Source organism: Mesorhizobium sp. C264A, assembly GCF_040324515.1.
In the GTDB taxonomy this organism is placed as follows: Bacteria; Pseudomonadota; Alphaproteobacteria; order Rhizobiales; family Rhizobiaceae; genus Mesorhizobium.
In genome coordinates this window covers 3,861,771-3,887,178 of sequence record NZ_JAMYVY010000001.1, presented here as the reverse complement: position 1 = coordinate 3,887,178, position 25,408 = coordinate 3,861,771, and the positions used below count along the sequence as shown (strand labels likewise).

Below are 25,408 nucleotides of genomic sequence, written 5' to 3'. Positions count from 1 at the left end.
CGCCGCCTACATGTTCAGCCGGATGGCGACGGAGCGGCCATGCGCGTCGAGGCCTTCCGCCTTGGCCAGCGCAATCGCCGCCGGCGCAAGTGCTCTCAGCTGCTCCGGCCCGAGCTTCAGGATCGAGGTGCGCTTGACGAAATCGAGCACCGACAGGCCCGAAGAGAAGCGCGCCGAACGCGCCGTCGGCAGCACGTGGTTGGAGCCGCCGACATAGTCGCCGATGACTTCGGGCGTATGGCGTCCCAGAAACACAGCACCCGCATTGCGCATCCTGGCCAGGAAGCCTTCGGCATCGTCGATAGCAAGCTCGACATGTTCCGCGGCGATGCGGTCGACCAGCGGCAGCGCGGCCTCGATGGTCTCCACCAGGATCACCGCACCGAAATCGCGCCAGCTGGCAGCCGCCGTCTCGGCGCGCGACAGGCTCTGCAGCTGCCGCTCGACCGCCTGTTCGACGGCCTTGCCGAAGGCCGGATCGTCGGTGATCAGGATCGATTGCGCCGACACGTCGTGCTCGGCCTGCGCCAGAAGATCGGCGGCGATCCAGTCGGGATCGTTGCTGCCGTCGGCCACCACCAGCACTTCAGACGGTCCGGCAATCATGTCGATGCCGACCGTGCCGAAGACCTGGCGCTTGGCGGCGGCGACATAGGCATTGCCCGGTCCGACGATCTTGGCGACCGGCCGGATCGTCTGCGTGCCATAGGCAAGGGCGGCAATCGCCTGCGCGCCGCCGACGCGGTAAATCTCCGAAACGCCTGATATATCGGCTGCCACCAGCACCAGCGGATTGATGATGCCGCCCGGCGCCGGCACGACAATGACGATGCGCTCGACGCCCGCCACCCTGGCCGGCACGGCGTTCATCAGCACCGAGCTTGGATAGCTTGCCGTGCCGCCCGGCACATAGAGCCCGACCGCCTCGATCGCCGTCCAGCGCGAACCCAACTCGACCCCGGCGGCATCGGTATAGCGATCGTCCTTGGGCATTTGTCGCTCGTGATGGGATCGGATGCGGTCGCGCGCGAACTTGAGCGCATCGACCGTCTGCGGATCGGCGTCTTTGTAGGCCTGCGCGATGTCGTCCTTCGACACGGCGATGCCGAGACTATTGAGGTCGGCCTTGTCGAATTTCAGCGTGTAGTCGACCAGGGCAGCGTCGCCCTCGGCACGAACCCGCGCAATGATGGCGCGCACGGCAGTGTCGACGTCCTCCGATACTTCCCGCTTGGTGGTCAGGAAGGCGGCGAAACGCTGCGCGAAACCGGCATCGGATTGGATAAGCGTAATGGCCATCGGCTGCGTCTAGATCATGGTGAGATTTGCTTGAAATCTCATCATCATCTAGCCCTTTGTTGGAGCATGATCTCTGGACAAACGATTCCCGTTTTGTCCAACAAAAACCGGCACCCACTTTTTGGGATCATGCTCTAGACCCTGTGCACCGGACGCGAGGTGGCTTCCCAAGCGCCGCCTATGTCGGCAAGCCGTGCCTCGATGCATTCGACGTCGAGCATGATCGCGCCGCCGCCGGAAAAGACCAATTCGACGATGCCGGCCGGCTTGCTGATTTCGATAAAGCTGATTGCCAGAAGCGACAGCACCTCGGCCGGCCGATCGCGGGCAATGCCGCTGGTCTTGGCGCCGAGCACGCGGTCGAAATGCAACACCGCCTGGCGCCGCTCATTGTGCGGGCTGAACAATCCGGATTTCGCCTCCCAGACGAAGCGGTTCATGGTCAAAATGAAACGCTTGGCCGAAGGCAGGTATTCGAGATCCGAGACCTTCATCACGGCGTCCTGGACGTGAGCCGAGACGATGCTCAGATCCTGATCGTCGAGCGCAACGAGTTTGAGGGCTGCCATGCCGAATGCACACCTGAAAGTTGGTTTCAGCCTTCTGTTAGGCGGTCTTTCCGGTCCGTGCAACCGCGACACAAATTCAACCCGAGGCTAGCGCCTCGGGTTTGAAGTGTTGGCGGTGAATGAAGGCAGCACCAGACGCCTGTCTGTCTGAAGCAACTGCCGTGCGGTCAAGCCGAAATCCGCTCGATCACCGCGCCGCAATTGGAGAGCTTTTCTTCCAGCCGCTCAAAACCGCGGTCGAGGTGGTAGACGCGGTTGACCGTCGTTTCGCCTTCGGCCGCCAGACCGGCGATGACCAGCGACACCGAGGCGCGCAGATCGGTCGCCATCACGGGCGCGCCCTTCAGCTTGGAGACGCCGTCGACGATCGCCGTTTGGCCGGACAGCGTGATGTGGGCGCCGAGCCGGGCCAGTTCCTGCACATGCATGAAGCGGTTTTCAAAGATGGTCTCGGTGATGCGCGACTTGCCCTTGGCCATGGTCATCAGGCCCATGAACTGCGCCTGCAGATCGGTCGGGAAGGCCGGGAACGGCGCCGTCGTCACGTCGACCGGCGAAATGCCGGCGCCGTTGCGCCGGACGCGAATGCCGGAATTGGTCGGCGTGATCTCGGTACCGGTCTGGGCAATCACATCCAACGCGGTCTGTAGCAGCTCGGGGCGGGCGCCTTCGAGCACGACATCGCCGCCGGTCATGGCCACAGCCATGGCATAGGTCCCGGTCTCGATGCGGTCGGGGATGACGCGCACGCGCGCGCCCGACAGCGACTCGACGCCATCGATGGTGATAACAGGCGTGCCCGCGCCGGAAATTTTTGCGCCCATGGCGTTGAGGCATTCGGCGAGGTTGACGATCTCGGGCTCGCAGGCGGCGTTTTCGAGTACCGTCTCACCCTTGGCCAGCGCCGCCGCCATCATCAGCACATGGGTGGCGCCGACGGAGACTTTCGGGAACACATAGCGATTGCCGACGAGGCGGCCGTTCCTGGTCTTGGCCAGCACATAACCAGTGTCGACATCGATGTCGGCGCCCAGCGCCTGCAGGCCTTCAAGGAACAGGTCGACCGGCCGCGTGCCGATGGCGCAACCGCCGGGCAGCGACACTTTCGCCTCGCCCATGCGGGCCAGCAGCGGGCCGATCACCCAGAACGACGCCCGCATCTTCGACACCAGCTCGTAGGGCGCGGTCGTGTCGACGATGTTTCGGGCCGAGAAGTTGATGGTGCGCGAATAGCCCTCATTCTGCTTCTCGCGGCGGCCGTTGACCGAATAGTCGACGCCGTGATTGCCGAGAATGCGGATCAGCTGCTCGACATCGGCCAGATGCGGCACGTTTTCCAGCGTCAGCGTGTCGTCGGTGAGCAGCGAGGCGATCATCAGCGGCAAAGCGGCGTTTTTCGCGCCCGAAATCGGAATGCTTCCGGCGAGCTTGTTGCCGCCGACAATTCTGATGCGATCCATGAGAGAATGTCCCCTCGGCCCGAAAGGCCGGTTTTCGTCAGTTTGCGTATCGGCCCGTCTAGACCATTGGCGGGCTTGGTTCAAGATTCCTGAGCCGTTGGCCAAGTTGGCCGGCCAGTGTGGCCGATATCGGTCAGTCCTTGTGCATTTTTTCAGCAGCCGCCAGGCCTTCCGGGCGCTGGTCAGCGTCACCGGTGCGCCGCGAACGCGCTTGCGTCTTGCGCTTCATGAGATTGGCGCGCAACTGCTCGGCCAGCCGATCCTTGCGGGTGGTCCCGCCCTTTTTTGCCGGATCAGCCTTTTTCGGTGGAATTGTCTTCTCGTCCATCGTTCCGTCCCGCCCGCAATTGGCAGGGCCTGCTGTTCAAGGGATAGCTAGCATTGTGGCGCCGCCATGTCAGCGAAACTTGTCTGGCAAAGCCTTTCACAGACGCCTTGCGCTTGCCGGTTCTATATGGCAGAAGCCCCGCCATCAGCGGCTGCGGTAGCTCAGTGGTAGAGCACTCCCTTGGTAAGGGAGAGGTCGAGAGTTCAATCCTCTCTCGCAGCACCAGTTCATTCCTTTGATTTTAAAAAGATGCAGTCGCGAAGTCGGGGTCTCGTTGCGGACCAAAAAAAGGCCGGCTGACGCAAAAGTGCCAATCCCCCGCATCCAACCGTGGCCCCCTCGCCCGGAAACATTGAGAGAAAGAGGCTCTACGGGCCGGACGACTGCTCAACAAGTCCGGACCTGTCAACTCATGAACAGGCCGGACTGGCCGTATCCGGCATGCTGAACACTACCGCTCGCACGCTGAAAGCCAGCGCCTCGTACGCATATCCACGACAAGAACACAGCTCGCCCAAGGACTTGCCATCGGCCGGCCATCATGATGCCATCTCGCTTGCGGAAGATAGCGTCGGGACTTGGGGTAGAGAATGCTCTTCGGGCGAACGGCAGGTGTGACAGGGCGCACGTGCGCGGCAATTGCTGCGGCACTGGCGCTGTGCCTATGCGCGTTTGGCCCCGCTTTGGCTGAAGAGCCGAAGGCGCTGAAAGGCGTCGCGCTCATCATCGGTCAGTCCGACTACCAGCATGTCGGCAAACTGCCCAATCCGGAAAACGACGCCCGCGCCATCGAGGAGATGTTCGACAGGCTCGGCTTCGAGACCAATGTCGCCACCAACCGCGACGCGCGCAAATTGCGGCGCGATCTCGAAGGCTTCGTCGACGATGCCGAGGGCGCCGATGTCGCCATCATCTACTATTCCGGCCACGGCATCGAAGCCGGCGGCGAGAATTATCTAGTCCCTGTCGATGCCGATATCTCGGCGCTCGACAATGCCGGCGAAAAGTTGGTGCCGCTGTCGTCCATCGTCGCCGAACTGAAGGCCAAGGTGCCGGTCACCATCGTTCTGCTGGACGCCTGCCGCAACGATCCGTTCCCGCCGGGCACGCTCTTGAAGCTGGCGCCGGGCGACGAAGGCAAGCCGATCGGCGCCGGCGGTCTCGGCGAAACGCGCGGCGTGGTTTCCCTGAAAGGTGGCGCCGAGGCCAAGGGCTCGGTCGACGACAGCCTCGGCCAGGTCATCGCCTTTGCCGCCGAGCCCGGCAAGGTTGCGCTGGACGGTCCGGCCGATGGCAACAGCCCCTATGCGGCAGCGATCCTGCGCCACATCGACACGGTGGGCGGCGAGGAATTCGGCACCGTTCTGCGCATGATCGGCGAGGAGGTCTATCTCAAGACCAACGGCCAGCAGCGGCCCTGGGTCAATGAGAGCCTGCGCCGGCTGCTCTATTTAGGCACCCCCGCCGAGGCGCCGAAAGGTGATGAGGGCGAAATCCTCAGGGAGCGACGCCAGCTCCTGCTGACCATCTCGACGCTACCCGATCCGGAGCGCCGCCAGATCGAAACCATATCGCGTGACGGCAAGGTGCCGATGGATGGGCTCTACGCCATGCTGAAGGCGCTCGGGGTCGACATACCCAAGCATCCGGCTGAGCTCGACAAGCTGCTGCGTGGCCAGACCGAACGGCTGAAACACGTGTTGGCTGAACGCGAGACTTTGAAAAACCCGGACCCCCAAATTGCCAGGCTATCGAAACTAGCCGAACAGGCGGTTCAGGAAGGCGCGCTCGAAGCGGCGCAGAAATTCAACGAACAGGCCAAGGCCCGCATCGGCGAACTTTCGTCTACGGTCGAACAGGCCGAGGCCGAGCTGAAGGCAAAGCGGCTGGAATTCGCAAAGGTCTTCGCCAGCAGTGCCAGGACTTATGAAATCTCCTTCAACTTCAAGGAGGCGGCGCAGGATTACGCCAAGGCCTTCGAGCAGGCTGCCAAATGGAGCGACGAAGACGCGTTCTACTACAAGGCGGCAGAGGCCAACGCTCTGTCGGAACAAGGGGACTTCTCCGGCGACAATGCGTATCTCGCCCAGGCCCTGACAGCCTATGAACAGGCATTGACCTATGTCACCCGCGAAAAGTTGCCGCTGCTTTGGGCGGCCACCCAGAACAATATGGGCGCCACGCTTGCTACGTTGGGCGAACGGGAAGCCGGCCGCGAAAACCTCGACAAGGCAGCTGCCGCCTATGAGCAGGCGCTGACCGTCTATACGCATGACGCCTACCCCGACGACTGGGCATCGACCTATGGCAATCTGGGCACGGTCTACTGGCGGCTCGGCCAGCGCGAGAACGGGACGGCACTGCTTGAGCGGGCAGTCGCGGCCTTCCGCTCGGCGCTCGAGGTACAGTCGTTGAAGAAACTGCCGCTGGAATGGGCGGCGACGCAGAACAATCTCGGCATCGTGCTGTCCGAGATCGGCGAACGCCAGACCACATCGGACAGTTTTCGCGCCGCAATCGAAGCGCATCGTGCGGCGCTGACCGAATACAGCAGGGAGCGCGTACCGCTCGACTGGGCGCTGAGCCAGGTCAATCTGGGGGCAGCGCTCTACCGCCTCGGTGAGCGCGAAAAGGATATCGCGACCATGCAGCAGGCGGTTGCTGCCTATCAGGCGGCGACCGGCGAAATGACCAGGGAACGCGCGCCGGCGCAATGGGCGACAATCCAGAATAATCTGAGCACGGCGCTGGAATCGATCGGAACCATTAACGGCGATGTCGCCACGCTTGAGCAGGCGCGCGACGCCGCCCTTGCATCGCTTACGGTTTGGACGCGCGAGCACGCCGCGGCGAGCTGGGCCAACGGCCAGCTGACGCTCGGCAACGCCTTGCAGCGCCTCGGCGCCAAGCAGAAGAACAAGGAACTGCTGCTGGAGGCAGCCACCGCGTACCAGGCCGCTCTGTCCGAATATCCGCGTGAGAAACTGCCGCTCGACTGGGCTTCGCTGCAGCAGAATCTGGGATCGGTCAACGACACGCTCGGCGATCTCGATACGGGAACCGATTACTACATTCAGGCGGTGACCGCGTATCGTCAGGCATGGGAGGTCTATACCGCAACCGCCGCGCCGCGCGAGTTCGCTTCGATCGGCTACAGCCTTGCAGGCACGCTGTCGAACTGGGGCGAACGCGCGGGGGACATCTCGATCCTGCGGCAGGCGATCGATGTCTACGGTCAGGTGCTCAGGGTTCGCACCCGCGACAAGGACCCAGCCAATTGGGCCAAGACGGAATTCCGCCTCGGCTGCGCATTGATGATGTCAGGCAAGCTGGCCTCTGACGATCTACTGCTGCAGCAATCGGTCGACGCGCTGCGGGCGGCGCTCGACGGGCAGACGAAAGGCGGTGATGTCACGGAGATCGGCCAGACGCGCCGCGTGCTCGGCCAGACCCTGTCGATCCTGGGCGACAATACATCCAACCTGGACTTGCTGGCGCAAGCAGCCGACATGCTGGAAGCCGCGCTCCCCGCCTACTCCAAGGACGCCGACCCGGAGGAGTGGGCCAATATCAATTACGACCTCGGCTTTGCCCTCTACAGCCAGGGCCGGATTGGTGGCGACGCCACGTTCTACGCCAAGGCCGTGGAGAGCTTCGAGAGGGCAGCGCGGATCTACGACGGTTTTCCCGACCGCATGCAATGGGCGCGCACCAAGGGCGATATCGGCAATGCCTTGCTGATGGCCGCGGACGGCAAGGACGTCGAGTTGCTCACCCGCGCGATTGCCGCCTATGACGCAGCGCTCAGCGTGGTAACGCGCGAGAATGCGCTGGCTGTCTGGGAGAACAATCAGAACAATCTCGCCGGCGGGCTGTCGAGTCTTGGTTACTGGGCGAACGATGTCGGCAAGCTGAAACGAGCCGCTCAGATCTACCGCGACCTCGCCACGGTGCGAACGATCGCCCGCGATCCCGATCTCTGGATCACCAACCAGACCAGTCTCGCGCAGACGCTGAGCATGATCGCGGCCCGCGAGCCTTCGGCTGAATTGTACGAGGAGGCGATTGTCGTCAACCGGGCGCTTGCCGAGCAGCTCGGTCGCGACCGCGATCCCGAACGTTGGGCCAATGCGCGCAACGAGATGGGCTATGCCTTGACCATGGCCGGCCGCGCCGAAAACAATGTCGCGCATTTCGAGGAGGCGGTGCTGGTCCTGCGCGAGGCGATCGTGGTGCAAAAGAAGATCAATTCGGTGCCGGCCGTCGCCTTCACGCAGGACAGCCTGTGCGACGTGCTGGTCGATCTGGGCGCCGCCCGCAAGGACAAGGCGATGGCACAGGAAGCGATCGCCGCATGCCAGGACGCGCTCGTCATCTTCCGTGACAAGAAGATGGACGATCTCGCCGCCGGTTCCGAAAAGAACCTCTCCGAGGCACAGGCGTTGCTGGCCGAGTTGCATTAATCCGAGCCCGCGCTCCCGGATGCGGGCGAATGGTGGGCACGCCAGCGTTCACGCTGTTGCGCAAGCAAACGTCATCGGCTCGCCATGGCGTGACAGAGATGCGATGTGGCAGTATCGGCTTGTGCGCCGGTCGCCGCCCGTCATTCAGGGCGGCAGGTAATCATATTCCGTTGGAGCGCCAGATGACCTCACTCACCCGCCGCAGGGTTTTGAAAACGGCTGCGGTTGCCGGCGTCGGCGGCGTTGGCCTTGCAGCGATGGCCAGGCTTGGTGGCTGGGCCGCGGCCGCACCGGAGCCGGTGGTTCTCAAGACGGCAAAGATCCAGGCCAGGTTCATGGATATCGGCCAGACCCGCGATGTGCTGACTTATGGAGAGGCCGGAATGCCGCCGGTGCTCAGGATGAAAAAGGGCGAGCCCTTTGCCGCGCGTCTCGTCAACGCCATCGACGACCCGACGACCATCCATTGGCACGGCATTCGCGTTCCAAACAAGATGGACGGTGTTCCCTTCCTGGTTCAGCCTTACGTCTATACCGGCGATCATTTCGACTACGCCTTCACGCCGCCCGACGCCGGCACGTTCTGGTATCACCCGCATTGCAACACGCTGGAGCAGATGGGCCATGGCCTCACCGGCGTGATCGTGGTCGAGAACCCCAACGATCCAAAATTCGACGCCGAAGCCGTCGTCAATCTGCGCGACTGGCGCCTCGGCGACGACGCGCAGTTCATCCAGCAATTCCGGCCGCGCGATGCCGCAAAAACCGGAACCTATGGCACGGTGCGCACCGCCAACTGGCTCGACCAGCCGCAATTCGACGCGCCGGCCGGCGGGTTGGTGCGGCTGCGGGTCGCCATCACCGATGTCACCCGCATCTACGCTTTTCGGGTCGAGGGTGCGGAGGCCGCGGTCATCGCGCTCGACGGCAATCCGGTGCCGCAGCGTTTTGCGCCCGATGCCTTGCTGCTCGGACCGGGGCAGCGCATGGAGCTCGCCATCCGCATGCCTGACCAGGAGGGCGCGATCGTCAGCCTGGGCGACATCAGGGGCACCAAACCCAAGGTCCTCGCCACCTTGCGCGCTACCGGAAGCTCGCTTAAGCGCGATCTGCGCGACCTCGCACCGCTGGAAGCGAACCCGGTGCCGGAGGTGGATCTCGCCAGCGCGAAACACATCGCGCTCTCGCTCAGCGCCACCGCGGAAAACGTGCCGAGCGACAGCATATGTGGCACGCTCGGCTACTCCTTCTGGGCCATCAACAAGGTGCCGTGGCCCGGCGACACGCCGGACCCGACCGCGCCTTTGGCCGAGCTGAAGCTCGGCCAAAGCTATGTCATCGACCTGGAAAACCTGACGCCGCAATCGCATCCCATGCATCTGCACGGCATGAGCTTCAAGGTGCTGTCGTCTTCGACGCGCCAGGTTCAGCCGGTCATCTCCGACACCTATCTCATGCAGCCCAACGAGAAGGTTAAGCTTGGTTTCGTCGCTGACAATCCCGGCGACTGGCTGCTGCACTGCCACATCATCGAACATCAGAAAACCGGCATGACGAGCTATATCAGGGTGGTTTGACGCCGAGGCGGGTCAATCAGCCTCTACCGGGGTTGGCCTCACCTGCCGGGCCTGTTGTCGGAGAAATTGCCGCCGTCCGCTGGTTTCGTTGGCAAAGCGGGGCCGTTCCCTGCTATTCCCGCCTGCAATCAAGAAGCCGTGGACACGCTTGCATGACCAATGTCGCCCTGACCGGACTGGCCCGCGATCTCGCCAGGCGCGCCGCCGAGGGCCGCCCGGTGCGCATCGGCGTCATCGGCTCCGGCGAAATGGGCACCGACCTGGTCACGCAAGGCATGCTGATGCCCGGTATCGAGATCTGCGCCATCTCGACGCGGCGTCCGCACACGGCGCGTGACGCCATCCGCATCGCCTATGGCGACGAGGCGATGGCGGTCGAGGCCGACATGGGTTCGAAAGTAACCGCGGCGATCGAGGCTGGGAAAATCGCCATCACCTCGAACGAGATGCTGGTCACCAATCCGCTGGTCGACGTCGTGATCGACGCCACCGGCAAACCTGGTGTCGCCGCCGATTTCGACTTGAAGGCGATGGAGCACGGCAAGCACCTGGTGATGATGAATGTCGAGGCCGACGTCACGATCGGCTGCTACCTCAAGCAGCAGGCAGACCGGCTCGGCGTCGTCTATTCGGTCGGCGCCGGCGACGAGCCGTCGAGCTGCATGGAGCTGATCGAGTTTGCCACAGCGCTCGGCTACACCATCGTCTCGGCTGGCAAGGGCAAGAACAACCCGCTCAACCACGATGCCGTTCCGGACGACTATCGCGAGGAAGCGATCCGCCGCAACATGAACCCGCGCATGCTGGTCGAATTCGTCGACGGTTCCAAAACCATGGTCGAGATGTGCGCCATCGCCAACGCCACCGGGCTGGTCCCAGACGTTCCCGGCATGCACGGCCCAAAGGCCGACCGCGATCAGCTGGCCAATGTGCTCATCCCGAAGGCGGATGGCGGCATCCTGTCTAAGAAGGGCGTTGTCGACTACACCATCGGCAAGGGCGTGGCGCCCGGCGTGTTCGTCATCGTCGAGGCGACGCATCCGCGCATCGTCGAGCGCATGGACGACCTGCACATAGGCCACGGCCCCTACTACAGCTTCTTCCGGCCGTATCACCTGACCTCGCTGGAAGTGCCGCTGACCGCGGCGCGCATCATGCTCTATGGCCGGCCAGACATGGTGCCGCTGCCGAGGCCGGTCGCCGAGGTCTGCGCGGTGGCCAAGCGCGATCTCGCCATGGGCGAGACCTTCGATGCCATCGGCGAGACTTGCTACCGCTCATGGACCATGACCGTCGAAGAGGCGCGCGCCAATCGCGCAGTGCCGGTCGGCCTGCTCGAAGGCGGCAAGGTGCTGAAACCGGTGAGGAAGGGCGAACTGCTCACCGCCGACAATGCTACGCCCGACCGCACGACGAGGCTGTTCGCTTTGCGGAAGCTGCAGGATGATATGCTCTACGGGGCTGAGATGGCATGAACAGGCCAGCTCTCTGGCTTTGTCATGACAAGATCACTATATTGTAGTGACAGCGAACGGAGGCTTCCAGAATGAATCTCCAGATCAGAGACCCGCGCGCCCGTGACCTCGCCCGGCAGCTTGCCGAAAAGCGAAAGATTTCCTTGACCGAAGCGGTGATCGAAGCGCTCGAATCCGAGCTTCAGCGCGAACGTGAACGAGTTCCGTTGGCTGAGCGGCTGGCCGCCATATCGAACGATCTGAAGGCCAAGGCGGGAAGCGGCGGCAGGGATTTGACTAAGGATGAGATCGACGAGATGTGGGGACATTCCTGATGTTCATCGACACCTCGGTGGTGATCGCTGTCCTCGCCGGAGAGGAAGACGCCGCCGATTGGAGCCGCCGGATCGGGCAGGCCTCGGTACGGATCACATCCCCGCTGGTCGTGCTCGAAGCGGCGATGCGGCTTTCATCGAAGTTGGTGGTGGAGCCGCTCTTCGCCGAAAAGGCGATAGAGGACTTCCTGCGTGAGGCCGAGATCGAGGTGGTTCCGATCGAAATCGGTGATGCCAAGCTCGCGATCCAGGCTTTTTCGACCTATGGCAAAGGTCGCGGCCACCCGGCTCAGCTCAATCTCGCTGACTGCCTGTCATATGCCTCGGCAAAAAGCTGTGGGATGCCCTTGCTCTACAAAGGGAAAGACTTTTCCCACACCGATCTGGCCTGATCCTACTCCCCAGTTCTACGATTCGGCCAGCAGCTTCGTCAGCCGGTCCCGCCCAGCAGGCCAAATGCTGCCGCGCTCGCGCCATGGGGCTGTTGACCTGCTCGCGCATGATCATTGCGCTCGTGCTGACGACGCAGACCATCGGCTGCCATTGTATGATCGATTCATACAGTCTGTCTTTTTGATCCGGGTTTTTCAAACGATGCCGAGATGCCAATCTCGATCAGCTGAACCCCCATTGAGGATTGAAATCTTGCAAACCATTTGGACAAGACGCGAGACGATGAAAACCCTTCTGGCAACGGGCATGGTTGCCATGCTTCAGCCTCTGGCTTTTGCAGCCAGGGCCGCCGCCAAGCTGGAATGGACCTATTTTCAGGCTGACGAGAATGGTTTCCGCCGCACGCCGGTGCTGCTGACCGGGGAAAAAGAAGCCATCCTCCTCGACGGCGGATTTACCCTGTCCGATGGCCGTGCGGTCGCGGATGCGATCAAGGCGACGGGCAAGACCCTGACGACGATCTATGTCAGTTGCAGCGACCCTGACTATTATTTTGGCTTGCGTCCCGTCGCGGATGCTTTCCCCGGCGCCAAGATCATCGCGGCCGCTGCGACGGTGGCGGCCATCAAAGCCAATGTGCAAGCCAAGCTGGATGTCTGGGGCCCGCAGCTCAAGGACAATGGACCGAAGGTCCTGGCGGATGTCGTCATTCCCGAGGCATCCGATATCACCTCACTTGAAATCGAAGGAAACAAGATCGAGATCGTCACCGTCGCCGATCTGAAAGACCGGCGGTATCTCTGGGTGCCCAGCCTTGAAGCGGTGTTCGGCGGCGTGCTGATCTCGTCGGGCGTGCATGTCTGGGTTGCCGACGAGCCAACCGTAGACGACCGTAAAAAATGGATTGCTGCGCTCAACGAAATCGCGTCCCGCAAACCCAACATCGTGGTGCCGTCCCATCAGGTAGCCGGTGCACCGGACGGTCTGGCGGCCGTGGAATTCACCCGCGCCTACCTCGAAGCCTTCAACGAGGAAGCCGGGAAATCGAAATCCAGCGTCGAGCTGATTGCAGCGATGAAGCGGCGCTATCCCGATCTTCTGGACGTCTCGTCCCTGGAACTGGGCGCAAAGGTCGCCAAGGGTGAGATGAAGTGGGGCTGATACGGCCCCGCGAGCGTCTGGGCTACTTCCCCAATTCCACGGACCGCAGCCGCGCGGCTTCCACCGCCTCGGTCAGCAGCTTCGTCAGCCGGTCTTCGCCCATCAGCACGGCAAGGGCGGCTGCCGTGGTTCCGTTGGGGCTGGTCACCTGCTGGCGCAGGACGCCGGGCTCCTCGCCGCTTTCGGCAGCGAGTGCAGCAGCGCCATAGACGGTCTGCATGGCAAGCAGCCTGGCGGTCTCGGTCGGCAGCCCGGCCTTCTCGGCTGCAACCGTAAGCGCCTCGATGAAATGGAAGATGTAGGCCGGACCGGACCCCGAAACCGCCGTCACCGCGTCCATCAGGCCTTCGTCGTCGATCGTCGTCACCACACCGCTCGCCGACAGCAGCTCGGCAACGAAACGCCTGATGTCGTCGGTCACCAGCGGGTTGGAATAGACCACCATCATGCCCTTGCCGATCGCGGCCGGCGTGTTGGGCATGCAGCGGATAACAGGCGCGAGATGGCCGAGGATGTGCTCGAAGGTGGCGACCGGCGTGCCCGCGGCGATGCTGACGAAGGTGGTCCTGCCGTCGCCGAAGCGCTTGTAGGCGGCGGTGACGTCGCGGATCACCTGCGGCTTGACGGCGATGACGACGAGGTCGGGCTCTGCGTCGGCGGGGATCCCGTTCGCGCCCGCGGCGACACTGCAACCGAGGTGCTCGGCGCGCTTGCGCAATTCGGCATTGGGCTCGACCACGAACACGGCTTGCGGGGCAAGCTTGCCGGATTTCAGCCAGCCCGCAAGCATGGCGTAACCCATATTGCCGCAACCGGCGAGAACAAGCCTGATCGTCATTGAGAGCCCTCCGAGACAAGGGTTCTCCTTAGACGCTAGCGGGCAGACGGGAAAGCCCCTCAAGGGGTGCTGGATCAGGCCAGCCGGTCAAGGTCGCCGGCGTACCGCGATCGGCCGCAGCGACACTTGCCGCAAGCCAAGCACGCCGAGCACGAAGAACAGCCACACCGGGTCGCCGCGATGGAAGAAGAAGCTTTCCAGGAACGCGTTCAGCGCCGTGAACAGCACCACCATCATGAAGAAATCACCGAGATAGATGTTCTCCTTGCGCGGCGGGATGCGCATGTAGTCGCGCAGCGGCGCGATCACGAAAGTGTAGACGGCAACGCACAGCGCCGGGATGCCCATCAGCACCGCAATGTCGAGATAGCCGTCATGGCCATGCACGATGGTCCGGATGTCCCAGGCCCGGTCGAAAGGCTGGTCCTGGCTCAGCAGCAGCGGCGTGCCCCAGAAGCTTTCATAGCCGTAGCCGGTCCAAGGCTTCTTCGCCAGCATCTCGCCGGAGAACTCCCACAGCGTCGTGCGCCCGGTATAGGTGAGGTCGGGGAAATAGGTGGCCGCCAGCTCTTTCACCGGCGGGATGAAGACGATGCCTAAGGTACCGATGGCCGTCGCAATGATCGCCAGTGCAAACAGGATCGGCGTGCCGAACCGCATGCCGATCAGGCCCGGCAGCACGACGATCAGGATCGAGAACGGCACCAGGCCGGCCGTCGTCTTGGATCCGGTGTGCAGCATGAAGATCATCGCCGCGCCGAAGATCGCCACGCCCCAGAATTTCTGGCCGCGCCGGAAGAGATAGAGGCCGGCGAAGCTGAAGCAGGCCATGATTGGTCCGGCAATGTTCTTGTGGGCGAACACACCACGCCACAGGCCGGCATGTTCGGGCTCCTGCGAATCGGCCGTATGCAGGGCCTCATGCGGAAAGACGATGAGGCCGATATAGGACAGGCCAATAACGACGATCGCGCAGAATATGATGACTTTCGAAAAACTGTCGGCATCGCGCGGCAGCACCAGGACCGTCGCTATCGTCAGAACGCCAAGCAGCGTGAAGAAGGCCGCGCGCATGGCCGAGGACGGGTCGGTCGCGTTGATGACCGAAAGCATGAAAAAGCCGAGCATCAGAATCCAGGACGGGCTGAGCAGCGAGCGCACCACCTTGGGGTCGGCGAACGTCAGCAGTGAGAAGATCGAAATGGCGCCGAGCGAACTGAAGCCGAGCTGGTTGACGATGTCGCCGCCGTCGCCGGTCAGTTCCGCGCCTGCCGGCTGAAACGGCCGGAACGACACGATGACGACGGCAAACAACAGCGCGGCAATCGCCGTCGCCACGCCGTCGCGGGTGACGATGCCGCCCAGCAGCAGCTCGTCAGTTCTTCTCAGGCTGCCTGTATTGCTCATTGGCGTATCCGAATTCGGCAAGCACGCGGCCGAGCGAGACATAGACGGGGTAAAGCGCCGTCGACAGCGATCCTGTCCGCGCCAATTTGATTGCGCCGCGCACGGGCGAGGCTATCAGCAGCGCCAGGCTTTTTGCAAACACCTTGGCGCCGGCGAATGGCGTGCCGGCGCGCTTCTTCTTTTCGACCAGCGTCGAGATTACACCGTTGCGTAAGGATCGGGCGCGGATCCAGTCAGCCTCGACGCGCCGGGCCGGAACGCCTTCGCGCACCTTTGCCTCGGCGCACCAGCCAAGCACGAAACCTTTCTGCGCCGAGCGGCTGAGGAAGTCGGAATCGCCGCCGCCCATGAAGTTGAACCGCAGGTCGAGGAAGGGTGGCCCCATGATGGTGAGCACATTGCGCCCGACCAGAAGGTTGCCAGAGGAATAGAGTGCGGCCACGCGCCCAGTCTGGCGATAGGGCGGCGCAAACACGGGGTGCTCGGCCCATTTGGCGTGAGCAGGATCGGTAAACACTGGCACTTGCGGGCCACCGACAATGTCGGCGCCAAGCGTCTCCGCCGTCTTGCACATGCGCTCCAGCCAGTCCGCGTCGGCGATCTCGTCATCGTCGATGACCAGCAAATGGCGGAAATCCGGAAAATGCAGGATCGCCGTCTGCCAGCCGGCATTGTAGGCACTGCAATTGCCCCGCTCATGCGCGATGATGACCATGCCCTTCATATCGTCGCGTTCGAACAGCGGCACGGCCGCGTTGGCGCCCTCACGCGCCTTGGCCTCGTTTTCGATGACGATGACGGCGAAGCGCCGGCTGGTTTGCTGTGCCTTCAGCGACGCCAGCGTTTCCAGCAGCAGTTGCGGCCGCTTGAAGGTCGGCAGCGTGACGACGGCTTCGATCGTCTCTGCGGCGAGCCCCGGAGAGCGTCCCGCAATCGATACCGAACCGTCCGATGGCAAAGGGATCATCCGCTCCAGCCGCATGTTTTGAATCTGACTTTTTGATAACACCGCGACGATAACGTTTCGTTAATCACCTTTCGCAGCGGCGCCTGCCGGTCCGCGCCTTTCAGCCGTTGCGTCGCATGATTTAATCAAGGGTTCACCCAGCTTTGCTAGTGGCTGACGCTTGGATAGGTGAGATGCATCTGCTGTTCGCCACATCGATCGTGCCCGACGGCGCTCTCGCTTCGGGCTATGAGATCGCCAACGCTGCGATCATCGCCGCCTTGCGGCGCGCCGGCGTGCGCCTCACCGTCATCGGCTTCATCTGGCCGGGCAAGGCGCCCAGCGACCCCGAAAACACCATCGTGCTCGGCGCCGTCGACGTGCGCACGGAAAGCGCCTCGGCGCGGCAGAAGCTCGCCTGGCTTGGCAAGGCGGTGCTGTCAGGGCTCACCTTCGCTTCCGTGAAGCTGCGCGCGGTTTCCGACAGCGAAGTCAGTGCCGCGATCGAGCGCGCCGGTCCCTTCGACGGTTATGTCCTGAATTCCGTGCAGTTTGCCGGCGCCTTCGAAAAACTGTTCGCCGACCGTCCCTCGATTTTCGTCGCCCACAATGTCGAACATGGTTCGGCCAAAGAGAATGCGGCGGCAGCAAACAGTCGCTTCCAGCGCCTGCTGTTTACCCGCGAGGCCAGGCTGCTCAAGACCATGGAGGAGCGGCTCTGCCGCCGGGCTCGCTTCGTCTTCACGCTGGCCGAGGAAGACCGCGCCGCACTCGGCGTTGCCAGCGACGACCGCTCGGCGGTGCTGCCGCTGGTGACCACTGCCACTGCGCCAAAGCCGGTCAAGCCGCGCCGTATCGATTGCGACGCGGCGCTGATCGGCACTTGGACTTGGCAGCCGAACCGCATCGGCCTCGACTGGTTCCTGGAAAAGGTCGTGCCGCATCTTCGCCGGAGTTTTCGCGTCAGGGTCGCCGGCAACATGCCGTCGGATATCACCTCTGCCCATCCCGGTGTCGAATTTGTCGGCCGCGTGCCCGACGCCCAGGATTTCGTGCGCGGCGCCGCCGTCATTCCACTGATCAGCACCGCGGGCAGCGGCGTTCAGCTCAAGACCATCGAAACCTTCGAACTCGGCCTGCCGTCGGTCGCCACCAGCCGTTCGCTGCGCGGCATCGATCATCGCCCGGCAAATTGTTTCGTCACCGACGATCCGGCCGCCTTCGCCGGCGCGCTGGAGGCAGCGGCGGCCGATGTCAGGGATGTCGATGGCAGCGCCTTCCATCGCCGGCAGATCAAGGCACTGGATGCCGCCATCAGGCTCGGCCTGGAAAAGCTCGGGCCGGTGGGGGAGGAGGTGTTTGCATGAACATGCACACCGCCCGCGCCGCCTTCGGGCTCGATACGCTGAAGACGATCCTTGGCATTTCGGTCCTTGCCATCGGCTGGGATGACGCGATCGCGCTGCTCACTCGTCTGATTGCCGAGCGGCGCTTCACCAAGGTCAGTTTTCTCAACGCTCACAACGCCAACATCGCCTCTACCGATCCGGTCTTTGCCGAGGCGCTCGACGATTTCCTCATCCTGCCTGACGGCGTTGGCGTCGATCTGGCGGCAAAGCTGCTCTACGGTGCGCCGTTCCCGGACAATCTCAACGGCACTGATCTCATTCCGGCCTTTCTGCAGGCATCGGCGAGGCCGCTGACCGTCGGGTTGCTTGGGGCCACCCGCGCCAACGCCGAGGCGGCGTCGGTCAGGCTGGCCGCGCTGGCGGTGCAGCACGAATTCGTCGTCATCCATGACGGCTATTTCTCCCCCGCCGAAGAGCAGGCGATCGTCGATCGCATCGAGGCATTGCGGCCCGACGTGCTGCTTGTGGCCATGGGCGTGCCGCGCCAGGAATTGTGGATCGCCCGTCATATCGATGCCCGCCACTGCACGCTGCCGATCGCCGTCGGCGCGCTGCTCGATTTTCTCTCCGGCACGGTGCCGCGGGCGCCTCTGTGGATGCGCCAGCTGAGGCTCGAATGGTTGTTCCGTCTGTGCATCGAGCCCGGCCGGCTGTGGCGCCGCTACGTCGTCGGCAATCCGGTGTTCCTGCTGCGTGTCGTCAGGCAGAAATTCTCACATCGGCCCGAGCCCGCCGGAGAGTTGCGGTGAACAGCCCCTTTGTGCCGAGCCCTGCAGCCGAGACCGGTGCCCTGCCGCAAACGCCGACGGCGGCGGTGGTGACCGCCAGCTATGCGCCGGATTTCGAACGCTGCCGCCTGTTGTGCGAGACCCTCGACCGCCATGTCTCCGGCGTGGCGCATCATTACATTCTGGTCGAGCACCGCGACGTGGCGCTGTTTCGCCAGTTGGAAAACGACCGCCGCAGCGTTGTCGACGAGCGCGACCTGCTGCCGCGCTGGCTGCGTGTGTTCGACGATCCGATGAGCCTCTTTCGCCGTCGCATCTGGCTCGGTTTCAAGGCCCAGCCGCTGCGCGGCTGGCATGTGCAGCAGCTGCGCCGCATCGCCATCGCTGCGCATGCTGGAGAAGACGTGCTGATCTTCTGCGATTCCGACGTCGCCTTCCTCAAGCCATTCGATCTGAGCGCCTTCTGGCGCGACGGCAAGGTGCGGCTGTTCCGGCGCGACGGCGTGCTGTCGAGCGACGGTCACGACGAGCATCGCATCTGGTCGCGCAATGCGGCCTCGGCGATTGGTATCGATGCATCCGAGGTTTCGAACCACGACTATATTTCGACGCTGATCGCCTGGCGCCGTCAGACCGTGACAGCGATGTGCGCCGAAATCGAGAAGGTGCACGCGCGCGGCTGGGTCGAGGTCATCGCTTCAGTGCGCCGGTTCTCCGAATGCATGATCTATGGCCGCTATGTCGACGATGTGCTGAAGGGCGCTGGCCATTTCCACGGCTCGGAGGAATTCTGCCGCGTGCACTGGACCGGCGAGGCGCTGTCGGATGACGAATTCCGCAGCTTCGTCGCTGCCATGGCACCGGGGCAGGTGGCGATCGGCATGCAATCTTTCATCGGCACCGATATCGGCCGCATCCGCCGCTTGATCGGTTTGGCTTAGACTGCCTTGGCGGGCTTGCGCAGCGCCGAATAGGTCAGCAGCGCCGAGGCGAGATAGAGCAGCAGGAAGACGACATTGAGCGATACGACAAGCCTGGGCGTGTCGGCAATCGTGGTCAGCACATAGGTCAACAGCACCGCCTTCAGCCCCGCCAGCAGGCCGAGGTTGAGCGCCCTGAGCGCGGTCTGGCCGCGCGCGAACAGCAGCTCGGCCTGGTATTCGACCAGGTTGCGCAGTCCCGGCACGCCGATTGCCAATGCCACCAAGGGCGACGCCTCGGCAACATTCCGGCCAAGTGCATTTGGGAAGAAATGCAGCACGATGCCGAGTGCGGCCAGCGCCAATGTCGACACCAGGAACACGCCGGCTTCGATACCGCTCTTGACCCGCAGTCGCGACAACAGCTCCGGCGCCCGCATCATCTTCTGCACCAACATCATCGAGAAGGTGCGGATCGGTATTGCCGTCAGGTCGACCAGCCGCATGATGATGGCATAGATACCGGCCAGATGCGGCCCGCCGATCGCCAGCACGAGCAGCTTGTCGAATTCCGACTGCAGGTAGAACAGCACTTCGGCGCCGGCAACATAGATCGAATCGGCAAGCCGCCTGAGATAGAGCTCGGTGCGCAGCCTCAGCCGCTGGCGTGGATAATAGAAGCCGAAGGCCAGCAGCAGCGAGGCGGCGTTGGCGCCGATGTAGAACAACGACCAGATCCAGACGCTGTGCTGGCCCGATAGCATGAACAGCACGGCGCCCAGCGCACGGAACGCCGTGGTCACGATCGACAGCACCGCGGCGCGGCCGAATTTGCCGAGCCCGTTGTTGACGATCAGCACCACCTCGACCGGCCGCCACAAAAGCGCTTCGGCAAAGACGATTGCGGCAAAGACGGCCAGAGGCACGGTGCTGGCGAAGAAGATCAGGTAGACGCCCCAGGAGGCCGCCGCCAGCAGTGGTAAGGACACGGCGCCAAGCAAAAGGAAGCCGGCGGTGAAGGTGCCGATCAGATTGGGGCGGATGGTGGCTGTGCGGTAAAGCGCCGAGATGAAGCCGAAAGCGAGGATGCGCGACAGCATGACGCCGGCCGCCGAGGCGGTGGCGAACATGCCGAACTCGGCAATCGACAGCGTGTTGGCAAGTGCGATGAAATAGGCAAGCGAGAACACCAGCCGCCCGCCGGCGCCGCTGATGGCTGAAAGATAGTCGCGAACCAGCCCCCGTCTTTCGGCAAGGAAGGTGCCGATGCGGGCGAGTGTCCGCCTTTGCGGTATGTCGCTGGCCTGCGTCATATCGAGGAAAGCCGTAAGCCGGAAAGCTTAACGTGCGGTTCTGACGCCATTTTACAGATCCCGGCAATGCGTGGCGAAGCGAGAAACTTTCACTTGCAGACTTCGGAAATTAACCTTTTGTTTCCCATGCCTGTTTAGCGTGACTTAACGATTGGCCGACCGCCGCTCCCGCGCCGTCGAAGGTAAAGTTTCGAGACAATGGTCGACAGGGAAAACCGTGAAGACTGGAGGCGCGAGCGCTCCCTCCTGGCGCTCGGCAAAGCCGTGCGCGGCGATGAGGCGGCGGATGCGTCGGCGGTCTCGATCGGTGACCGGGTGGATCCGTCATGGCGCGAGGACGCCGCCACGCGTCACCGCATAGCCCGCTCGCAACGCGAGGCGCGGTCGAATCCGGCGCCAACGTCACCGCCCGAGCCGCCGCAGTTCCAGGCCGACGGCGAACCCGTTTCGGCCGCCAGCGCGCGTGAGGAGCCTGTTTCCGGCCGGCGTCAGCAGCACGCCGCCTATGAGCTCCGCTCTTTCCACGAGCAGCGACCGGACCGCGACGACGATGACGGGCAGGAATGGAAGCCGCTGATCGATCCGCTCCAGGTCGTCCGCGGCATTAGTCGTTCCAAGTTGCTGATCGTCTCGACGACGATATTGGGCACGGTGCTCGGCGTCGCCGTCGCCGTTTCGACACCGAAGAAATACGAAGCCACCACACAGATGGTCATCGAGCCAGGCGACCTGAAGCTTTCCGACAACGATCTCACCCAACCGGTCGGGCAGCCCGATGCGGCGCTGGCTGTTGTCGAAACCCGCATCAAGATGGTGACATCCGGCAAGGTCCTCGACAAGGTCGTGGCCGATCTCAATCTCGTCGACGATCCGGAATTCAACGGACAGGGCTCTGGCGGCCTTGGCGTCCTGTCGCTCATTCGCTCGATACTGTCGCGCCAGGATGGCCCTGGCGGCGGCGGTGAAGTGCGCCGCCAGGCGCTGGCGGTCGGCAATCTGGCCAAGAGCCTGTCGGTTGAGCGCAGCGGCAAGAGCTTTGTCGTTTCCATCAGCGCCACCACTCAAAGCGCCGACAAATCGGCGAAGATAGCCAATACGACCAGGGACGTTTTCCAGCAGGAGGCGGCCCAATACCAGTTCGGGATGGCCGGGCGCGCGACGGACCAGCTGACGGCCAAGCTCGATGACCTGCGCAAGAATGTCGAGACAGCGGAGCGCAAGGTCGAGGATTTCAGGGCCACGCATGATCTCGTCGACGCGCAGGGCCATCTGATCAGCGACGACCAGATGCTGAAGCTCAACGAGCAGCTCTCAGTCACCCGGGCCCGTACGCTGGAACTCAATGCCCGGGCCGCGTCGGCGCGTTCGCTGGACGTCAATTCGGTCATCAACGGCACCTTGCCGGAAGAAATCAATTCCAACACGATGAGCGAACTGCGCGCGCAATATGCAGCTTTGAAGCAGGAGGCCGACCGCGCCGCCGTGCGTCTGGGACCGCGTCATCCCGAATACCAGGCGCTCAACGCCCAGCTCGGCGGCTCGCGCGAGCGCATCGCAGGCGAACTGCGCCGCATCGCCTCGTCGCTACAGGTCGATTTGAAGCGCTCGGTCCAGCTCGAGCAGGATCTCGCTTCCCGCCTGGCTCAGGCAAAGGTCCAGAGCGGCGACGTCAACAGCGATCTGGTCAGCCTGCGCGAACTGGAGCGCGATGCCACCGCCAAACGCTCCGTCTACGAACAGTACCTTCTGCGCGCCAAGGAGACCGGCGAACAGCAAAACATCAACACCACCAACATCAATCTGATGACCCCGCGCAACCGCCGCTCGAACCCAACGGACCGTCGCGGGCTGTAATAGCGCTGGCCGGCCTGCTGCTCGGGCTTGCTTCGGGCATCGGTGTCGGCGCCATGCGCGGCGCCTTTGCCAGCCTGCGCGGCGCTGCCAATTCGCGTTCGCGCGGCAGAATGGACGAGCGCCGCCCTCCGGTCGAGGACAAGGTCTATCGCGCGCCGCTGCCTGTGGCGCCGCCACCGGCAGCACCTCCGGTGTTGCCGACCGCGGCCGCTCCCGCCCGGAGCCCAGGTCTGTTCGACGGACTGTTCTCGGCGATGCGCAAAGCCGCGCCGGGTAGCGGGACGTCAGGCGAACCCGTCGAGACCTACCGCGCCCAACCAGCCGCCGAATATACAAGGCCGGTGCAGGAGCCTGTGGGCTATCGCCAGCCGGACTTCCGGAACGAGGTTCCGCACGCCAATTCCCCTGCGCAGCAGCCTGGCTACGCGCAGCCTCGTCAGCCGGCTGACTATGCCTATTCGCAGGCTCAGCCGCTGCCCGCGGCGTCCGGGCCGTGGTCTTCTCCGCAGCCCGCTGGGGCGGCGCCGGAAGACCAGCAGGCGCAAATCGACGATATCCGCGCCAGCCTGCGCGAATTTCGCGAAGCGGTGCGCGAACTCACCGAAAGCCGTTCGCACCGCCGCTATTTCTGAGCAATTCCAGGAAAAGTGTGAAACGGTTTTCCCGGGAAAAGCGCGTAGCGCGCTTTCCCTTGGGAATTGCGTCAAAACAAGAATATAGAGCGGTTCAGCCTTTCCGTGAAAGGATGAGTCGCTCTGAGCCCGTCAGCACAGAACAAAAGCTGCCGGTTTCGAGTTTACGGCATGTGACGGCGCTTTGACGGGATTGCTTAGGCCAAATTTCGTGACAATGCCGCGCAGCATGGCGCCCAAAAAGCGCTGCCGTCGGGCTTTACCCGAATGGGCGGAACGTTTGGAACAACGACATGCACGAAGCAACGTTCAAGGCGCGCGCCGCGCCTTGGCTGGAATGATGTCGAGGATGGTTCATGGCCGAAGTGATTGACGGAAAGATCGTCGCCGCAGACGTGGTTCAGAAGGTCAAGGCCTTGACCGAGGACCTGGTCGCCAAGGGAAAGGCCCAGCCCGGCTTAGCGGTGGTCATCGTCGGCGAGGATCCGGCAAGTCAGGTCTATGTCGCGTCGAAGTCGCGCACCGCCAAGGAATGCGGCTTTCATTCGCTGCAGCACACACTGCCGGCCGACACGTCCGAAGCGGCACTGCTGAAGATCATCGGCGAACTCAACGCCGATCCGGCCATCAACGGCATTCTGGTGCAGCTGCCGCTTCCCGCCCATATCGATGCCGGCAAGATCATCCAGGCCATCGCACCGCAAAAGGATGTCGACGGCTTTCATTTCATCAATGTCGGCAAGCTCGGCACCGGCGAACTCGAAACAGCCTTCGTGCCCTGCACGCCGGCCGGCTCCATGCTTTTGATCGAACGCGTGCGCGGCAAGGATCTTTCCGGCCTCAACGCGGTCGTCGTCGGCCGCTCCAACATCGTCGGCAAGCCGATGGCAAATCTGTTGCTTGCCGCCAACTGCACCGTCACCATCGCCCACAGCCGCACCAAGGATCTGCCGGCACTGGCCCGCACAGCCGACATTCTGGTTGCCGCCGTCGGCCGGCCCGAAATGATCAAGGGCGACTGGGTCAAGCCCGGCGCCACCGTGATCGATGTCGGGATCAACCGCATTGCCGCACCCGAGAAGGGCGAAGGCAAAACCCGCCTCGTCGGCGATGTAGCCTATGCCGAAGCGGCCAAGGCCGCCGGCGCCATCACCCCCGTGCCCGGCGGTGTCGGACCGATGACCATTGCCATGCTGATGGCCAATACGTTAGCCTCAGCCTACCTTGCGGCCGGCTTGAAGCGGCCTTCCTTCTGACCCAGAAAGCAGCTTCTTTGCCGAACCTTACTGTACCCTCTGAACGGCCGGTCGTGGATGATCCCGTTCAAGGGGGCCGGCAATTCGCGTTCCTGCTGGTCGACAAGTTTTCGATGTTTTCGCTGGCAGCGGCGATCGATACCTTCCGCTCGGCCAACCGCCTGCTCGGCCGCGATTTCTATGGCTGGACGACGGTCTCGGCCGACGGCGATCCCGTCATGGCCTCCAACGGCCTGCCGCTCAAGATCGACTATGCCGTCGCCGATTTGCCGCCCGTCGATATCCTATTCGTGTCGGTGGGCCTGTCGGTCGAGTTCCCCGGCAAGAGCAAGGTGCTGGCGGCGCTGCGCAGCTGGGGCCGGCGCGGCAATGCGCTCGGCGCGTTGTCGGTCGGCTCTTACCTCCTGGCCGAAGCCGGCCAGCTCGAAGGCTATCGCTGCACCATTCATTGGGAAAACCGGGCCGGCTTCGTCGAGCGCTTTCCCGACATCAACTGCACCGGCAACGTCTTCGAGATCGACCGCAAGCGCTACACCTGCGCCGGCGGCACGACCTCGATCGACCTGATGCTGGAGATCGTGCGTGGCGACTTCGGCTCGAACCTCGCCAACGGCGTTGCCAACCAGTTCCAGCATGAGCGCATCCGCTCCGCCGGCGACCGCCAGCGCGTCGGGCCGGAGCGCGACCTGACCGGCAAGTCGGAGAAGCTAAGGCGCATCGTCGAACTGATGGCCGACCATCTCGACGAGCCGCTATCAGCCGTGCAGCTTGCCAAATCGGCGGGCCTGTCGGTGCGCCAGGTCGAGCGCTTGTTCCTGCGCCATTTGAGCGTCACGCCCGGTCGTTACTATATGCGGCTCAGGCTTGAGCGGGCGCGCGAACTGCTGCGCCAGACCAACATGCCGATCCTCGACGTGGCCATTGCCACCGGCTTTACCTCGCACTCCTATTTCGCGCAGAGCTATCGGCTGCAGTTCGGCCGTCCGCCTTCCGAAGAGCGGCGCACCACGTACTGACGCGGTGCTGAGCCGGCCTCGGAACAGGCCTCGGCCGGCGCCGATCCTGT

Annotated in this window: 21 protein-coding genes and 1 tRNA gene; 14 read left to right on the top strand and 8 right to left on the bottom strand. The window is 63.4% G+C overall.

The window, feature by feature from the left end:
* Nucleotides 1-6 precede the first annotated feature (6 nt).
* From hisD to NKL04_RS18990, 4 genes are all read right to left on the bottom strand, one after another.
* Complete coding sequence (gene hisD, locus NKL04_RS19005) at nt 7-1,299, bottom strand: histidinol dehydrogenase (RefSeq protein WP_023701832.1); 1,293 nt, start codon at nt 1,297-1,299, stop codon at nt 7-9.
* A 134-nt stretch (nt 1,300-1,433) separates the two neighbouring features.
* Nucleotides 1,434-1,868, bottom strand: coding sequence for a DUF2948 family protein (locus NKL04_RS19000; protein WP_023701831.1), 435 nt, complete (start codon nt 1,866-1,868; stop codon nt 1,434-1,436).
* A 167-nt stretch (nt 1,869-2,035) separates the two neighbouring features.
* Nucleotides 2,036-3,328: a UDP-N-acetylglucosamine 1-carboxyvinyltransferase gene (murA, locus tag NKL04_RS18995; protein ID WP_023697319.1), complete on the bottom strand. Its 1,293-nt coding sequence runs from the start codon at nt 3,326-3,328 to the stop codon at nt 2,036-2,038.
* Between the two features lie 133 nt (nt 3,329-3,461).
* Nucleotides 3,462-3,656, bottom strand: a complete 195-nt coding sequence (locus NKL04_RS18990; RefSeq protein WP_023701829.1) for a hypothetical protein — start codon at nt 3,654-3,656, stop codon at nt 3,462-3,464.
* A 150-nt stretch (nt 3,657-3,806) separates the two neighbouring features.
* On the opposite strand from NKL04_RS18990, the gene NKL04_RS18985 reads away from it, so the two are divergent.
* From NKL04_RS18985 to NKL04_RS18955, 7 genes are all read left to right on the top strand, one after another.
* Nucleotides 3,807-3,881, top strand: a tRNA-Thr gene (locus NKL04_RS18985).
* A gap of 365 nt (nt 3,882-4,246) precedes the next feature.
* Nucleotides 4,247-8,119, top strand: a complete 3,873-nt coding sequence (locus tag NKL04_RS18980) for a caspase family protein (RefSeq protein ID WP_084568577.1) — start codon at nt 4,247-4,249, stop codon at nt 8,117-8,119.
* Nucleotides 8,120-8,301: 182 nt separating this feature from the next.
* Entirely contained in the window at nt 8,302-9,696 is a 1,395-nt protein-coding gene (locus NKL04_RS18975; protein ID WP_023701827.1) for a multicopper oxidase family protein, read from the top strand.
* 152 nt (nt 9,697-9,848) lie between these two features.
* Nucleotides 9,849-11,171 (top strand): NAD(P)H-dependent oxidoreductase, encoded by a 1,323-nt coding sequence (locus NKL04_RS18970; RefSeq protein WP_023701826.1) that lies wholly within the window; start codon nt 9,849-9,851, stop codon nt 11,169-11,171.
* A gap of 71 nt (nt 11,172-11,242) precedes the next feature.
* Nucleotides 11,243-11,485 (top strand): type II toxin-antitoxin system VapB family antitoxin, encoded by a 243-nt coding sequence (locus tag NKL04_RS18965; RefSeq protein WP_023689347.1) that lies wholly within the window; start codon nt 11,243-11,245, stop codon nt 11,483-11,485.
* Nucleotides 11,485-11,877: a type II toxin-antitoxin system VapC family toxin gene (locus tag NKL04_RS18960; RefSeq protein ID WP_023689346.1), complete on the top strand. Its 393-nt coding sequence runs from the start codon at nt 11,485-11,487 to the stop codon at nt 11,875-11,877. Before NKL04_RS18965 ends, NKL04_RS18960 begins: the two co-directional genes overlap by 1 nt.
* A 262-nt stretch (nt 11,878-12,139) precedes the next feature.
* On the top strand, nt 12,140-13,039 hold the full coding sequence (locus NKL04_RS18955; protein WP_023701825.1) for an MBL fold metallo-hydrolase: 900 nt from the start codon (nt 12,140-12,142) through the stop codon (nt 13,037-13,039).
* A gap of 22 nt (nt 13,040-13,061) precedes the next feature.
* Here NKL04_RS18955 and proC read toward each other — a convergent pair whose 3' ends face one another.
* The 3 genes from proC to NKL04_RS18940 form a co-directional block, all read right to left on the bottom strand.
* Nucleotides 13,062-13,877: a pyrroline-5-carboxylate reductase gene (gene proC / locus NKL04_RS18950; protein WP_023701824.1), complete on the bottom strand. Its 816-nt coding sequence runs from the start codon at nt 13,875-13,877 to the stop codon at nt 13,062-13,064.
* Between the two features lie 87 nt (nt 13,878-13,964).
* Nucleotides 13,965-15,284 carry an O-antigen ligase family protein gene (locus NKL04_RS18945; RefSeq protein ID WP_023689342.1) on the bottom strand — a complete coding sequence of 440 codons (1,320 nt, stop codon included), beginning with the start codon at nt 15,282-15,284 and terminating at the stop codon, nt 13,965-13,967.
* Nucleotides 15,253-16,251, bottom strand: coding sequence for a glycosyltransferase family 2 protein (locus NKL04_RS18940; protein WP_023701823.1), 999 nt, complete (start codon nt 16,249-16,251; stop codon nt 15,253-15,255). The genes NKL04_RS18945 and NKL04_RS18940 overlap by 32 nt, the downstream gene beginning before the upstream one ends.
* A gap of 173 nt (nt 16,252-16,424) precedes the next feature.
* Here NKL04_RS18940 and NKL04_RS18935 point away from each other — a divergent pair, with 173 nt between their 5' ends.
* Genes NKL04_RS18935 through NKL04_RS18925 form a run of 3 tightly spaced genes read left to right on the top strand, consistent with a single transcriptional unit; the run spans nt 16,425 to nt 19,308 of the window.
* A complete protein-coding gene (locus tag NKL04_RS18935; RefSeq protein ID WP_023701822.1) occupies nt 16,425-17,597 on the top strand; it encodes a glycosyltransferase family 4 protein in 1,173 nt (390 codons plus the stop codon).
* Nucleotides 17,594-18,388, top strand: a complete 795-nt coding sequence (locus NKL04_RS18930; protein WP_023692393.1) for a WecB/TagA/CpsF family glycosyltransferase — start codon at nt 17,594-17,596, stop codon at nt 18,386-18,388. Before NKL04_RS18935 ends, NKL04_RS18930 begins: the two co-directional genes overlap by 4 nt.
* Nucleotides 18,385-19,308, top strand: a complete 924-nt coding sequence (locus tag NKL04_RS18925) for a DUF6492 family protein (RefSeq protein ID WP_023701821.1) — start codon at nt 18,385-18,387, stop codon at nt 19,306-19,308. Before NKL04_RS18930 ends, NKL04_RS18925 begins: the two co-directional genes overlap by 4 nt.
* Here NKL04_RS18925 and NKL04_RS18920 read toward each other — a convergent pair.
* Nucleotides 19,305-20,600: a lipopolysaccharide biosynthesis protein gene (locus tag NKL04_RS18920; RefSeq protein ID WP_023701820.1), complete on the bottom strand. Its 1,296-nt coding sequence runs from the start codon at nt 20,598-20,600 to the stop codon at nt 19,305-19,307. The two genes, NKL04_RS18925 and NKL04_RS18920, sit on opposite strands and share 4 nt — an antisense overlap.
* Nucleotides 20,601-20,798: 198 nt before the next feature.
* Between NKL04_RS18920 and NKL04_RS18915 the strand changes: the two genes are divergently transcribed.
* The 4 genes from NKL04_RS18915 to NKL04_RS18900 all read left to right on the top strand — a co-directional run bounded on the left by NKL04_RS18915 (nt 20,799) and on the right by NKL04_RS18900 (nt 25,358).
* The gene (locus tag NKL04_RS18915) at nt 20,799-22,454 is read left to right on the top strand and encodes a GumC family protein (protein WP_352723979.1); all 1,656 of its coding nucleotides are present in this window, start codon (nt 20,799-20,801) and stop codon (nt 22,452-22,454) included.
* A 53-nt stretch (nt 22,455-22,507) separates the two neighbouring features.
* Nucleotides 22,508-23,086, top strand: a complete 579-nt coding sequence (locus NKL04_RS18910; protein ID WP_352723976.1) for a hypothetical protein — start codon at nt 22,508-22,510, stop codon at nt 23,084-23,086.
* Nucleotides 23,087-23,442: 356 nt separating this feature from the next.
* Nucleotides 23,443-24,342, top strand: coding sequence for a bifunctional methylenetetrahydrofolate dehydrogenase/methenyltetrahydrofolate cyclohydrolase FolD (gene folD / locus NKL04_RS18905; protein ID WP_023669302.1), 900 nt, complete (start codon nt 23,443-23,445; stop codon nt 24,340-24,342).
* A 17-nt stretch (nt 24,343-24,359) separates the two neighbouring features.
* On the top strand, nt 24,360-25,358 hold the full coding sequence (locus NKL04_RS18900) for a GlxA family transcriptional regulator (protein WP_032891834.1): 999 nt from the start codon (nt 24,360-24,362) through the stop codon (nt 25,356-25,358).
* Nucleotides 25,359-25,408 lie beyond the last annotated feature (50 nt).

What these genes read in the sequence shown, in the direction of transcription:
- hisD (WP_023701832.1), bottom strand. Translation starts at nt 1,299, where the DNA reads ATGGCCATTACGCTTATCCAATCCGATGCCGGTTTCGCGCAGCGTTTC.
- NKL04_RS19000 (WP_023701831.1), bottom strand. Translation starts at nt 1,868, where the DNA reads ATGGCAGCCCTCAAACTCGTTGCGCTCGACGATCAGGATCTGAGCATC.
- murA (WP_023697319.1), bottom strand. Translation starts at nt 3,328, where the DNA reads ATGGATCGCATCAGAATTGTCGGCGGCAACAAGCTCGCCGGAAGCATT.
- NKL04_RS18990 (WP_023701829.1), bottom strand. Translation starts at nt 3,656, where the DNA reads ATGGACGAGAAGACAATTCCACCGAAAAAGGCTGATCCGGCAAAAAAG.
- NKL04_RS18980 (WP_084568577.1), top strand. Translation starts at nt 4,247, where the DNA reads ATGCTCTTCGGGCGAACGGCAGGTGTGACAGGGCGCACGTGCGCGGCA.
- NKL04_RS18975 (WP_023701827.1), top strand. Translation starts at nt 8,302, where the DNA reads ATGACCTCACTCACCCGCCGCAGGGTTTTGAAAACGGCTGCGGTTGCC.
- NKL04_RS18970 (WP_023701826.1), top strand. Translation starts at nt 9,849, where the DNA reads ATGACCAATGTCGCCCTGACCGGACTGGCCCGCGATCTCGCCAGGCGC.
- NKL04_RS18965 (WP_023689347.1), top strand. Translation starts at nt 11,243, where the DNA reads ATGAATCTCCAGATCAGAGACCCGCGCGCCCGTGACCTCGCCCGGCAG.
- NKL04_RS18960 (WP_023689346.1), top strand. Translation starts at nt 11,485, where the DNA reads ATGTTCATCGACACCTCGGTGGTGATCGCTGTCCTCGCCGGAGAGGAA.
- proC (WP_023701824.1), bottom strand. Translation starts at nt 13,877, where the DNA reads ATGACGATCAGGCTTGTTCTCGCCGGTTGCGGCAATATGGGTTACGCC.
- NKL04_RS18945 (WP_023689342.1), bottom strand. Translation starts at nt 15,284, where the DNA reads ATGAGCAATACAGGCAGCCTGAGAAGAACTGACGAGCTGCTGCTGGGC.
- NKL04_RS18940 (WP_023701823.1), bottom strand. Translation starts at nt 16,251, where the DNA reads ATGATCCCTTTGCCATCGGACGGTTCGGTATCGATTGCGGGACGCTCT.
- NKL04_RS18935 (WP_023701822.1), top strand. Translation starts at nt 16,425, where the DNA reads ATGCATCTGCTGTTCGCCACATCGATCGTGCCCGACGGCGCTCTCGCT.
- NKL04_RS18930 (WP_023692393.1), top strand. Translation starts at nt 17,594, where the DNA reads ATGAACATGCACACCGCCCGCGCCGCCTTCGGGCTCGATACGCTGAAG.
- NKL04_RS18920 (WP_023701820.1), bottom strand. Translation starts at nt 20,600, where the DNA reads ATGACGCAGGCCAGCGACATACCGCAAAGGCGGACACTCGCCCGCATC.
- NKL04_RS18915 (WP_352723979.1), top strand. Translation starts at nt 20,799, where the DNA reads ATGGTCGACAGGGAAAACCGTGAAGACTGGAGGCGCGAGCGCTCCCTC.
- NKL04_RS18910 (WP_352723976.1), top strand. Translation starts at nt 22,508, where the DNA reads ATGCGCGGCGCCTTTGCCAGCCTGCGCGGCGCTGCCAATTCGCGTTCG.
- folD (WP_023669302.1), top strand. Translation starts at nt 23,443, where the DNA reads ATGGCCGAAGTGATTGACGGAAAGATCGTCGCCGCAGACGTGGTTCAG.